Annotated in this window: 7 protein-coding genes and 1 tRNA gene; 6 read left to right on the top strand and 2 right to left on the bottom strand. The window is 64.1% G+C overall.

Annotated elements, in window-relative coordinates; all coding sequences use genetic code 11:
* Nucleotides 1–17 precede the first annotated feature (17 nt).
* Nucleotides 18–1,463: a pyruvate kinase gene (gene pyk, locus QMK31_RS01570; protein ID WP_283499195.1), complete on the top strand. Its 1,446-nt coding sequence runs from the start codon at nt 18–20 to the stop codon at nt 1,461–1,463.
* A 113-nt stretch (nt 1,464–1,576) separates the two neighbouring features.
* Here the strand turns inward: pyk and QMK31_RS01565 are convergent.
* Nucleotides 1,577–1,662, bottom strand: a tRNA-Leu gene (locus tag QMK31_RS01565).
* A gap of 37 nt (nt 1,663–1,699) precedes the next feature.
* Between QMK31_RS01565 and QMK31_RS01560 the strand changes: the two genes are divergently transcribed.
* Nucleotides 1,700–2,305, top strand: coding sequence for an ANTAR domain-containing response regulator (locus QMK31_RS01560; protein WP_035879545.1), 606 nt, complete (start codon nt 1,700–1,702; stop codon nt 2,303–2,305).
* A 132-nt stretch (nt 2,306–2,437) separates the two neighbouring features.
* Complete coding sequence (locus QMK31_RS01555) at nt 2,438–5,947, top strand: TM0106 family RecB-like putative nuclease (RefSeq protein WP_283499194.1); 3,510 nt, start codon at nt 2,438–2,440, stop codon at nt 5,945–5,947.
* On the opposite strand, the gene QMK31_RS01550 is transcribed toward QMK31_RS01555, so the two are convergent.
* Nucleotides 5,944–6,369: a hotdog fold thioesterase gene (locus tag QMK31_RS01550; protein WP_283499193.1), complete on the bottom strand. Its 426-nt coding sequence runs from the start codon at nt 6,367–6,369 to the stop codon at nt 5,944–5,946. The genes QMK31_RS01555 and QMK31_RS01550 overlap by 4 nt on opposite strands.
* Nucleotides 6,370–6,421: 52 nt before the next feature.
* On the opposite strand from QMK31_RS01550, the gene polA reads away from it, so the two are divergent.
* The 3 genes from polA (at nt 6,422) to rpsA (ending at nt 12,584) form a co-directional block, all read left to right on the top strand.
* On the top strand, nt 6,422–9,100 hold the full coding sequence (polA, locus tag QMK31_RS01545) for a DNA polymerase I (RefSeq protein WP_283499192.1): 2,679 nt from the start codon (nt 6,422–6,424) through the stop codon (nt 9,098–9,100).
* Between the two features lie 121 nt (nt 9,101–9,221).
* A complete protein-coding gene (locus tag QMK31_RS01540; protein WP_283499191.1) occupies nt 9,222–10,898 on the top strand; it encodes a DUF885 domain-containing protein in 1,677 nt (558 codons plus the stop codon).
* 231 nt (nt 10,899–11,129) lie between these two features.
* Nucleotides 11,130–12,584, top strand: coding sequence for a 30S ribosomal protein S1 (gene rpsA / locus QMK31_RS01535; protein ID WP_092107815.1), 1,455 nt, complete (start codon nt 11,130–11,132; stop codon nt 12,582–12,584).
* Nucleotides 12,585–12,763: the final 179 nt, after the last annotated feature.

Raw genomic sequence — 12,763 nt, 5'->3', positions numbered from 1 at the left:
ATTGGAGATTCACCAGAATGAGACGCGCAAAAATCGTTGCCACCCTCGGGCCGGCGGCTGCCAGCTACGAGCAGATCAGAGCGCTCATTGACGCGGGCGTCGACGTCTGCCGCATGAACCTGAGCCACGGCAACTACCAGGTGCACGAGGGCGTCTACGCCAACGTGCGCAAGGCCGCGAACGACTCCGGACGCGCCGTCGCCGTCATGGTCGACCTGCAAGGTCCCAAGATTCGCCTCGGCAAGTTCGAGGGCGGCCCGTACGAACTCGCGGTCGGTGACATTTTCAAGATCACCACCGAAGACGTGGTCGGCACCAAGGAGCTCTCCGGCACCACGTTCAAGGGCCTGCCGAACGATGTGCACGCCGGCGATTTTCTGCTGATCGATGACGGCAAGGTGAAAGTCCAGGTTGTCGAAACGGATGGCGTCGTCGTCACCACGCGCGTCATCGTCGCCGGCCCGGTCTCCAACAACAAGGGCATCAACCTGCCCGGTGTGGCCGTCAACGTGCCCGCCCTGTCCGAAAAGGACGAGGCGGACCTGCGCTGGGGTCTGCGGCTCGGCACCGACCTAATCGCGCTCTCCTTCGTGCGCGATGCATCCGACATCACTCGGGTGCACGAGATCATGGCCGAAGAAGGCCGCCGCGTTCCGGTGATCGCCAAGATCGAGAAGCCACAGGCCGTCGACAATCTCGAAGAGATCATTGACGCATTCGACGCCATCATGGTCGCCCGAGGCGACCTGGGCGTTGAGCTGCCGCTTGAGGCCGTGCCGATCGTGCAGAAGCAGGCGGTTGAAATCGCCCGGCGCATGGCCAAGCCGGTCATCGTTGCCACCCAGATGCTCGAATCGATGATCCACAGCCCTGTTCCCACCCGCGCCGAGACCAGCGACGTCGCCAACGCCGTGCTCGATGGTGCGGATGCGGTCATGCTCAGTGGTGAGACCAGCGTCGGTGAATACCCCGTTGTAACGGTGCAGACCATGGCCAGGATCGTCGAATCGACCGAGGTCCACGGCCTCGAGCGCATTGGCAAGCTGACCAACAAGCCGCGCACGCAGGGTGGAGCCATCACTCTCGCGGCCATCGAGGTCGCCGAGTTCGTTGATGCCAAGTTCCTCTGCATCTTCACAGAGTCGGGTGATTCAGCGCGGCGCATGTCGCGTCTGCGGTCCAAGATCCCGATGCTCGCGTTCACGCCCGAGCCGGGCATCCGTCGCCGTCTGGCACTGACCTGGGGCATTCAGACGTATCTGGTTGAGTCGGTGACGCACACGGATGCCATGTTCGGTCAGGTCGATGACATCCTCATCGGTCAGGGCCTGGCCGAAATCGGTGACAAGGTTGTCGTCATCTCCGGCTCCCCTCCCGGAATCGTCGGCTCGACCAACGACATTCGCGTGCACCGCGTTGGCGACGCCCACAACGAGGTCGCACCGGCCTACGTCAAGAAGTAGTGCTCTAAACGAAAGCCCCGCCCGGGTCGTCTCGGGCGGGGCTTTTGTGTGTTCCGATTCGAGAACCGACTCTGCACTCTCCTGCACGCTGTCGGCGCACTGGCCTTGATATCTGGTACCGGTGGTGGGACTCGAACCCACACGTCCTTGCGAACAAAGCATTTTGAGTGCTCCGCGTCTGCCATTCCGCCACACCGGCTTGCAACTACTCGTTCAGAATACCGTAGGCTTTCCTCGTGACCGACCAAGACAGCACCCCCACCCCTCCGCGCCGCGTTGTCGTCGCTGAGGATGAATCCCTCATCCGCCTCGACATCGTCGAGATTCTGCGCGACAACGGCTTTGAAGTCGTCGGCGAAGCCGGTGACGGAGAAACAGCCGTTGCCCTGGCGCGGGAGCTGCGCCCCGACCTGGTCATCATGGACGTCAAGATGCCCCAGCTCGACGGCATCAGCGCTGCTGAGCGCCTCTCCAAGGAGCACATCGCCCCGGTCGTGCTGTTGACCGCGTTCAGCCAGAAAGAACTCGTCGAGCGCGCCACCGAAGCCGGAGCCCTCGCCTACGTCGTCAAGCCCTTCACCCCCAACGACCTACTGCCCGCGATCGAGATCGCCCTCTCGCGGTACAGCCAGATCATCACCCTCGAGGCCGAGGTCGCCGACCTGGTCGAGCGCTTCGAGACTCGTAAGCTCGTCGACCGGGCCAAGGGCCTGCTCAACGAAAAGATGGGCCTCACCGAGCCGGAAGCCTTCCGCTGGATCCAGAAGGCCTCGATGGATCGCCGCCTCACCATGCACGACGTCTCCCAGGCGATCATCGAGCAGCTCAGCGCCAAGAAATAGTAGTACCGCGGTGAGCGAACGGCCCGGCAGATTCTGCCGGGCCGTTCTCGTACCGGTCGGGAGCAGCCGACGACGTTCGAGGCCGCGTGTCGGGGGCGCCCGCTACGCTCGAAACTGACGAAGGGCGGGCGCGTGTTCCTACTAGACGGCGGCGTGGTGACCAGCGCGAGCGACCTGAGCGCGGCATCCGTCTGCGAGTTTGCGTTTCTGCGGCGCATCGACGGAAAGCTCGGCCGCATCGACGTTGGGCAAGACCCGGTCGACGCCATGCTCGAACGCACCTCGCGACTCGGAGACGAGCACGAACACCGGGTGCTCGAACGTTACCGGCGCGGCGGGTCGGTAGTCGAAATCGCCCGGCCCGAGCGGATGGCGCGCCCCGCCCTGCAGGCAGCGGCCGACGACACGCGGCTGGCTTTCAGCGCGCACGCGGAGGTTATCTTTCAGGCCACGTTCTTTGACCCCGAATTCGGCTCGCCCACCGCAGAAATCTGCTTTCTCGGGTTCGCCGACTTCATCGTGCGACAGGCTGATGGCAGCTGGCTTCTGCAAGACACCAAACTCGCCCGGCACGCCCGTGTCACCGCCCTGCTGCAGCTGGCCGCCTACGCCGAGCAACTTGACCGCATTGGCGTGGCTGTCGCCGACACCGTGGAGCTGCTGCTCGGCGACGGTTCGGTGAGCGTGCATCGTCTCGCTGATATCGAACCCGTGTACCGCAAGCGCAAGCAGCGCCTGGTACAGATCATCACCGAACGACTTGCCGATTCGGCGGCCGTCGCCTGGGGAGACCCGCGCTACACGGTCTGTGGGCGCTGTGCCACCTGTGAGACGGAGGTGCTGGCGCACCACGATCCACTGCTCGTCGCCGGCTTGCGGCTGTCACAGCGGGCCCGGCTGGCGGCAGGTGGCATTCGCACCATCGACGACCTCGCGGCGTCCACGGGTGAAATGCACGGCATAGCCGACTCGACGCTCGCCGCCCTCCGCACGCAGGCGCGCCTGCAGCTTCAGTCGATCTCGGGCGCAGCACTGCCGGTAGATGTGTTCAATCCGGGGGCGCTGGCAGTGCTGCCCGAGCCGAATCCCGGCGATATTTTTTTCGACTTCGAGGGTGACCCGCTCTATACCGAAGAGGCTGCGACCGTGGCTGCGACCGTGGGCGCGACCACTCAGTGGGGCCTGGACTACCTGTTCGGCCTGGTCGACACCGATGAATCCTTTCGCGCATTCTGGGCGCACACCTGGTGTGACGAGAAGCAGGCTCTCGTCGACTTCCTGGCCTACCTCAACAAGCGCCGCGCTGAGTTTCCGGGTATGCACGTCTATCATTACGCCGCCTACGAGCGCACCCACCTGCTCAGCCTCGCTGCCCGCCACGGCGTCGGCGAAGACCAGATCGATCAGCTGTTGCGAGAAAACGTGCTGGTCGACCTCTATCCCCTCGTGCGCAAGAGCGTACGCGTCGGATCGCGCTCCTACTCGATCAAGAAGCTTGAACCGCTCTACATGGGCGCGGAATTGCGCGGCGGTGAGGTCACCAATGCCGCCGACTCGATCAGCGAATACGCCGCAGCCCGTGACCTGCACGCGCACGGCGATGCGGCCGAAGCCCAGCGGATGCTCGACTCAATCGCTGACTACAACCGCTACGACTGCCTGTCAACGCTGCGCCTTCGGGACTGGCTGCTGACATTGGCGCGCCGGGCCGGCATCCGTTCGATCGGCACGGCGACCGCAGCGGATACCGGCCCGATTGAGCCATCATCGGTACGCGACGCCTTGCTTTCACTCGCGGTCACGACCGGGCGCTCCCCGCGCAGTGCCGACCAGACTGCCGCCGCTTTCGCTGCCGCCGCAATCGACTACCACCGGCGGGAACAGAAGAGTTTCTGGTGGGGGCATTATTTTCGACTCGAGTATCCGGTCGACGAATGGCAGGACAACCGTGACGTGCTCGTCGTCGAGCAGGTTGACGTAGCGCGTGACTGGTTCAGGGAAGGCCAGCAACGCGTCGATCGTCGGCACCTGTGGCTGCGCGGGCGACTCGCCCCGGGCAGCAGTATCAAGCCGGGCGACCAGGCCGGACCGTACCTGCTCTACGAATACCCAGGGCCCTTCAAAAACCCCGACACCTCAGAAGGCGCCCGCACCCACCGCACAGTGAAAGTGCTCCAGGTCACCGATGACGGCAACATTCTCGTTGAAGAGACGCTCCAGAAAGACACGGCCCGGTACAGCCATCGGCCGAGCGCTCTCGCACCGGCCGCGCCTCCCCGGCCGTTGCAGCAGAAACCCGCCATCGATGAGTGGGCCGAAGCCATCGTCAACGCGCAGCCAGGCTGGCCGCGCGACCCGATGGTTGACATTCTGCGACGAACCCCGCCTCGTACCGGCGCTGGTCGCCTCACACCGGTATCCGCTGACGGTACGACCATTGACGCCGTGATTGCGACCCTGCTCGACCTCGACGACTCCTACCTCGCGGTGCAGGGGCCGCCCGGCACCGGCAAGACATACCTGGGCGCCCACGTCATCACGACGCTCGTGCAGCAGCACGGCTGGAAGATCGGCGTCGTCGCCCAGTCGCATGCGGTCGTGGAGAACCTGCTGGGCGCCGTCGTCACGGCCGGGCTCGACGTCACTCTGGTCGGGAAGGTCGCGAAAACCGGTGCCGACCCCGCACCGGTCGCCTACACCGCGCTCCCGAAGGACGGCCAACTGCTCTTCGGCCTGCAGCACGCCGCCACCGGATTCGTCATCGGCGGCACCGCCTGGGACTTCAGCAATGCGGCGCGCATTCCGCGGCACAGCCTCGACCTGCTCGTGATCGACGAGGCCGGGCAGTTCTCGCTCGCCGCGACGATCGCAGCCAGCGCGGGAGCCCGCAACCTGCTGCTGCTCGGCGACCCCCAACAGTTGCCGCAGGTCAGTCAGGGCACGCACCCCGAGCCGATCGACCAGTCCGCGCTCGGTTGGGTCGCGGCCGGCCACGATGTGCTGCCGGCCACCCGAGGCTATTTTCTCGCCGACAGCCGCCGCATGCATCCGGCGGTCACCGGCCCCGTCTCCCGGCTCTCCTACGGCGGAGTGCTGCGCGCCAACCCGGTCGCCGCGACCCGCCGGCTGGTGGGCATCGCACCGGGTCTGCATGCGGTCCCGGTCGAGCACACCGGTAACGCGATTTCCTCGCCGGAAGAAGCGGATGCCGTCGTGTCGCTCCTGCGCAACGTCCTCGGTCGCCGCTGGACCGACCCTACCGCCGGTCGGAACAACGACCAGCTGAGCCAGGCGGATGTCATCGTTGTCACGCCCTATAACGCGCAGTTGACGCTCGTGCGGGAGGCACTCGCCGCTGCCGGCTATCGCGATGTTCGCGTGGGGACGGTCGACAAGTTCCAGGGCCAGGAGGCGGCCGTCGCGATCGTCACGCTCGCTGCGTCCTCGGCAGATGACGTGCCACGTGGCATGGCGTTCCTCATCATGAAGAATCGCCTGAACGTGGCCATTTCGCGTGCGAAATGGGCCGCCTTCCTGGTCTATTCGCCCGCGCTGACCGAATATCTGCCCGTCACGCCGGTGGGAGTGGCCGAACTGAGCGCTTTCATCAGCCTGGTTGAGCCAGGCCCTGAACCGATCTAGGCCTTCGGTGGCAGATCTTTGATGATGTTCGTGATTCGAATCGTCGAGCAGCGGCGCCCGTCGTCGTCGGTGACCACGATTTCGTGGGTCGTCAGCGTGCGTCCGAGGTGAATCGGGGTGCAGACCCCGGTGACGTAACCGGACGTCGCCGACCGATTGTGCGAGGCGTTGATCTCGATGCCGACGGCGAGCTTGCCTGGCCCGGCGTGCAGGTTCGCTGCCATCGAGCCCAGCGACTCGCCGAGCACGACATAGGCGCCGCCGTGCATGAGCATGGCGGGTTGCGTGTTGCCAGCCACGGGCATCCGGGCCACGGCCCGGTCGATGGTGAACTCGGTGAACTCCAGCCCCATTTTCTCGGCCAGGTCTCCGCCGCCGCGCTGCTGAATCCAGGCGAGTGCGTCGTCAGTCGTTTCGAACATGATCACCTTTGGTCGGGGAGCCCACGCGTGAAGACACTTGTAGGCTGGGGGAGTGCTGGACTCCGAAAAGCCTACCCTGATGATCATCGACGGCCATTCCCTGGCATTCCGGGCGTTCTTCGCCCTGCCAGTGGACAGCTTCCAGACCCACGCCGGGCAGCATACGAACGCCATTCACGGTTTTCTGTCGATGCTGCTCAGCCTGCTGCGCAACGAGAAACCGACCCATCTGGCGGTCGCCTTCGATATTTCGCGCGCCTCCTTTCGTACCAGGGAATACCCCGAGTACAAGGGCACCCGTAATGCGACTCCGCCGGAGTTCCTCGGCCAGATTCCGCTGCTGCAGGAAGCCCTCGCCGCGATGAACATCTCGACCATCACCAAGGAAGACTTCGAGGCCGACGACATTCTCGCAACCCTGTCGGTCGAAGGCACCGCGGCCGGCTACAACGTGCTCGTGGTCTCCGGTGACCGTGACGCCATCCAGCTGGTCAACGAAACTGTCACCCTGCTCTACCCCGCCAGCCAGGGAGTGTCAGCCCTCACCCGTTACGACCCGGCCCGCGTGCGTAAACGCTACGGAATCGAACCCGAGCAGTACCCCGACGTCGCCGCCCTCGTTGGCGAAACGAGTGACAACCTCATCGGCATCAGTAAGGTCGGCGAGAAGACCGCGGTAAAATGGCTCGGCCTGTACGGCAGCCTCGACGGCATCCTCGAACACGCCGACGAGATCAAGGGCGTCGTCGGCAACAACCTGCGGGAACAGAAAGAGAACGCGATTCGCAACCGCCGCCTCAACCGTCTGGTCACCGACCTGGAGCTGCCCATGAAGGTTGCCGCCCTCGAACGCGGCGCAATGAACACCGATGCCGTGCGCGACATCTTCACCCGCCTCGAGTTCAAGACCCTCCTCGACCGGGTGCTCAAGCTCGCCGGCGAAGACCCGGCGGCCGAAGGCTCCGCTCTCACCGCTGTAATCGACGAGGCGCCGGCAGTGCAGGCCCCCGTCGCGCAGGACCTGCTCGATGAGGAACTGCAATCCTGGCTGGATCGTGCTACGGTCGCCCACCCGGCCGGACTCGGCCTCACGGTGGAGGTGCAAGACGGCCGGGCCATTGGTTTCGGCCTGGCCAGCCCCGTTGAAACCCTCAACCTGCCCTGGCAGCCCGGTCGCGCCGACTACGCTCCGCTCGAATCCTGGCTCGCGAGCGACGCTCCGAAGATCATGAACGACGCCAAACATCAGGTGAAGGCGTTGCGCCGCAGCGGGCTGCCGTTCACTGGCTTGGCCTTCGACACGCTGGTCGGCGCCTGGCTCATCCGGCCCGGCGGTCCCGACAAGACCCTGGCCGACCTCGTATCGCGCTACCTCGACGAAACCCTCCCCATCGCCGACCCGAATCAACTCGTACCAGACGAGACCCAACAGTCCGGCGCTCCAGCCCAGGCCTGGTACACCCTGCGCGTGTTCTCCGCTGTCGAGAAGGCCCTCGACCCCGGGTCGCTCAAATTGCTCATCGACATCGAGCTGCCGACGCTGCTGGCCCTCGCCGACATGGAACTGGCCGGCGTGAGCGTGTCGCACGAGCAACTCGCCGAGCTGTCCGCCGAGCTCGGCGCCAGCACGGCGAGCCTCGCCGCCGCCGCCTATGCCGAGATCGGCCGAGAAGTGAACCTCGGCTCGCCCAAACAGCTGCAGGACGTGCTGTTCGACCAACTCGAGATGCCCAAGACCCGCGCCAACAAGACCGGTTTTTCAACGGATGCCGGCGCTCTTGCCGACCTGCAGGCCAGCAACCCGCATCCTTTTCTCGACCTGCTGCTCAAGCACCGCGATGCCACCAAGTTGCGTCAAATCGTGGAAACCCTCGACAAAGCCATCGACACGACCGGTCGCATCCACACCACCTACGTGCAGATCGGCACCACAACCGGCCGCATCTCCTCGAACGACCCCAACCTGCAGAACATTCCGGTGCGCACCGAGGAGGGCAGGCGCATCCGCGCCGCGTTCCAGGCCGGTGCGGGCAGCGAAAGCCTGCTCACCGCCGACTACTCACAGATTGAGATGCGCATCATGGCGCACCTCTCCGAAGACGCCGGGCTGATTGAAGCATTCAACGCCGGCGAAGACCTGCACCGCTTCGTCGGTTCGCGCATCTTCGGCGTCGATCCCGCCGATGTCTCCTCCGAGATGCGCAGCAAGGTCAAAGCCATGAGCTACGGGCTCGCCTACGGCCTAAGCGCCTTCGGGCTGTCCAAGCAGCTGCGCATCGACACCAAAGAGGCCAAGCAGCTCATGACCGACTACTTCGAGCGGTTCGGCGCGGTGCGCGACTACCTGCGCAACGTTGTCGAACAGGCCAAGGTCGACGGTTACACCGAAACGATCTACGGTCGCCGCCGCCCCTTCCCCGACCTGGCCAGCCCCAAGCGGGTGCTGCGCGACAACGCCGAACGCGCGGCCCTCAACGCGCCGATCCAGGGTTCGGCCGCCGACATCATGAAGATTGCCATGAACGGTATTGCCGCCGATCTGGCGGATACCGAGATGGATTCTCGCATGCTGCTGCAGGTTCACGACGAATTGATCTTCGACGCGGCTCCGGGGGAGTGGGATGCCCTGCGCCAGGTGGTCACCCAGAACATGGAATCCGCCGCCGACCTTCTCGTGCCGCTTGAGGTGCAGGTCGGTCGCGGACCGAACTGGGACGCCGCCGCGCACTGATCGCTGGCTTGCGCACTCGCGTGTTCACCGGCTTAAACGCGGGCGTGATGTCTGGCGGTTGAGCGGCCAGTTTCCCCAATTTGGGGGTTCAGATGGGGGTGTCTTGTTCTAGGCTCATGACATGACAAACGAGATCCAGCGCACTCCGACGGCCATCGATCAGATCGCTGAGAAGTGGGTGGACACGCTCGTCGACCTCGACCCGACCGTCGGTACGTACATCGGCCGCACCGAGGGTGACGGACGGTACGGGGACTACTCCCCGGCCGGGCACGAACGTTTCGTCGACGAGGCGAAGAAGACGATTGGCCAACTAGATGCCGCCCGTGCGGTCGACAGCGTCGACGAGGTCACGCAGACCGACCTGCGCAGCGAGTTATCGCTGAGCGTGGAAAGTTCGGACGCGCAGCTGCAGCTGCGCGATCTCAACGTCATCGCCTCACCGGCGCAAGAAATTCGTGAAATCTTCGATCTCATGCCCACCAAGACGGTCGACGACTGGGCGAACATAGCCTCCCGGCTGGGCAACCTGCCCGCCGCCATCGATGGCTACATCGAGACTCTGCGCCGCGGCATCGAACGCGGCGTGACGCCGGCGCGACGCCAGGTACGTGAGGTGCTGGTTCAGGCTCAGCGCCACGCCGCCAACGACGGATTCTTTGCTGATTTCGCTGCTAATGCGGCGCTCGATGACGGTACCCTGCCCGCCTCCTTGGCCAAGGACCTCGGCCTTGGCGCGCGTCGCTCAGCTACGGCCTACGACAAACTCGCGACATTCTTCAGCACCGAACTCGAGGGTAAAGCCACAACAGACGACGCGATCGGCCGCGACCTGTATGCCCTCGCCTCGCGCCGATTTCTTGGCGCCACGATCGACCTCGACGAGACCTATGAGTGGGGCATCGAAGAGCTCGCCCGCATGGTCGAAGAACAAGAGAAGGTCGCCGACCAGATCAAACCCGGCGCGAGCGTTCTCGAGGCCATCGCCTACCTCGACACCGACCCCAGCCGCAAGCTGCACGGTACTCAGGCCCTGCAGGAGTGGATGCAGAAGACCAGCGACAAGGCCGTGGCCGACCTCGCCGACACCCAGTTCGACATTCCTGATGAAATCAAAACCATCGAGTGCATGATCGCCCCCACGCAGGAAGGCGGCATCTATTACACAGGGCCGACCGACGACTTCTCCCGGCCGGGCCGCATGTGGTGGTCCGTGCCCGTCGGAGTGACTGAATTCGATACCTGGCGCGAACTCACCACCGTTTATCACGAGGGTGTGCCCGGCCACCACCTGCAGATCGGCCAGGCCGTATACAACCGCGCCAAACTCAACACCTGGCGCCGCCAGCTGGCCGGCACCTCCGGCCATGCCGAGGGTTGGGCGCTCTACGCTGAGCGACTGATGGAACAACTCGGTTACCTTGACGACCCGGCTGACCGCCTCGGCATGCTCGACGGGCAGCGGATGCGCGCCGCTCGCGTCGTTCTCGATATCGGAGTGCACCTCGGCAAGACCCTGCCAGACGGTTCCGGTCCGTGGACGGCGGACCACGCCTTCGAATTTCTCGGCCAGAACGTCAACATGAATGAGAGCTTCGTTAAATTCGAGGTTAACCGCTACCTGGGCTGGCCGGGTCAGGCGCCTTCCTATAAAGTCGGGCAGCGAATCTGGGAGCAACTCCGCGATGCTGCGCAGCAGCGACAGGGCGCGGCCTTCTCAATCAAGGAATTCCACCGCTCGGCTCTCGACCTCGGTGGCGTGGGGTTGGACACGTTGCGCTCGGCACTGCTGAAGTAGGGCATCCGTTTGGTGCGGTCACGCTTCAACCCGGTCAGGTTGCCGGGTTGCGTGTCGTGGTCAAGTTGCCCGTGAGGGAGTCTGGTAGCTAGGATAGAGTGTCACATTTGTGGCGCCTATCCGCTGCCATGCGCGGAGCGTTCCACGGTCTTCAATACCGCGGAACATTCATAAAATCTGAACGACTTTTCGCGTGTGGCCCGACTATGTCCATCCTGGAGCAACTACTACATGACAATCGCAACGACCGAACGGGCACCTAAGCAGGTCGCCATCAACGACATTGGATCTGCTGAAGACTTTCTTGCCGCGGTCGAAAAGACTCTGAAATTCTTCAACGACGGAGACCTCATCGAGGGCACCGTTGTGAAGATCGACCGCGACGAGGTTCTCCTCGACGTTGGGTACAAGACCGAGGGTGTCATCCCCTCCCGCGAACTTTCCATCAAGCACGACGTTGACCCTTCCGAGGTTGTCAAGGTCGGCGACCTGGTCGAGGCCCTCGTTCTTCAGAAGGAAGACAAAGAAGGCCGCCTCATCCTGTCGAAGAAGCGCGCTCAGTACGAGCGTGCATGGGGAGACGTTGAGAAGATCAAGGAGTCCGACGGTGTTGTCACCGGTTCGGTCATCGAGGTCGTCAAGGGTGGACTCATCGTCGACATCGGCCTGCGTGGCTTCCTGCCGGCATCGCTCATCGAACTTCGCCGCGTGCGCGACCTGACCCCGTACCTGGGGCAGGAGATTGAAGCGAAGATCCTCGAGCTCGACAAGAACCGCAACAACGTCGTGCTGTCGCGTCGCGCCCTGCTTGAGCAGACGCAGAGCGAAAGCCGCACCACGTTCCTCAACAACCTCCAGAAGGGACAGGTTCGTAAGGGCGTTGTCTCGTCGATCGTCAACTTCGGTGCGTTCGTCGACCTCGGCGGCGTCGACGGCCTGGTTCACGTTTCCGAGCTGTCCTGGAAGCACATTGAGCACGCCAGCGAGGTCGTTGAAGTTGGCCAGGAAGTCACCGTCGAGATTCTCGAGGTCGACCTCGACCGTGAACGCGTGTCGCTCTCGCTCAAGGCAACGCAGGAAGACCCGTGGCAGGTATTCGCCCGCACCCACGCCATTGGCCAGGTTGCACCGGGTAAGGTCACCAAGCTCGTTCCGTTCGGCGCGTTCGTTCGCGTTGCCGAGGGCATCGAGGGCCTCGTGCACATCAGCGAACTGTCCGGAAAGCACGTTGAGCTCGCCGAGCAGGTTGTCTCTGTCGGCGACGAGGTCTTCGTGAAGGTCATCGACATCGACCTTGAGCGTCGCCGCATTTCGCTGAGCCTCAAGCAGGCTAACGATGGCGTCGACCCCGACGGTACCGAGTTCGACCCAGCCCTCTACGGCATGCTCACCGAGTATGACGACAAGGGCCAGTACAAGTACCCCGAAGGCTTCGACTCCGAGACCAACGAGTGGCGCGAAGGCTTTGACGAGCAGCGCGAAAAGTGGGAGCAGGACTACGCTGCCGCCCAGGCTCGCTGGGAAGCCCACAAGAAGCAGGTTTCGACCGCGAACGACGAGATCGCTGCCCCCAGCGACGTCGCACCGGCCGGCTCTGCGTTCTCGAGCGAGTCGGCTGGCGCCGGCACGCTCGCCGACGACGAAGCACTCGCGGCGCTCCGCGAGAAGCTCTCCGGCGGCAACTAGCACTGCAGCACCACCGCACTACGGCGCCTTAAGAAGACGCTGACAACGGGCCGCATCCTTAGGGATGCGGCCCGTTGTGCATCACTTGCCGGGTTCACTGCGGCTCTCCTGCCCTGAGCGGGGCTTGCGCACGGGCACATCCACTTAGCAAATTCGTGCTCTACACTGATACCTGAGGA

It is taken from the genome of Cryobacterium sp. PH31-O1, assembly GCF_030063455.1.
Classification (GTDB): Bacteria; Actinomycetota; Actinomycetes; order Actinomycetales; family Microbacteriaceae; genus Cryobacterium.
The sequence above is the reverse complement of the archived record's forward strand: the minus strand, read 5'-3'. Positions and strand labels throughout refer to the sequence as shown.

Coding starts and splice junctions, on each gene's coding strand:
- pyk (WP_283499195.1), top strand. CDS start 18: ATGAGACGCGCAAAAATCGTTGCCACCCTCGGGCCGGCGGCTGCCAGC.
- QMK31_RS01550 (WP_283499193.1), bottom strand. CDS start 6,369: ATGTTCGAAACGACTGACGACGCACTCGCCTGGATTCAGCAGCGCGGC.
- QMK31_RS01540 (WP_283499191.1), top strand. CDS start 9,222: ATGACAAACGAGATCCAGCGCACTCCGACGGCCATCGATCAGATCGCT.
- rpsA (WP_092107815.1), top strand. CDS start 11,130: ATGACAATCGCAACGACCGAACGGGCACCTAAGCAGGTCGCCATCAAC.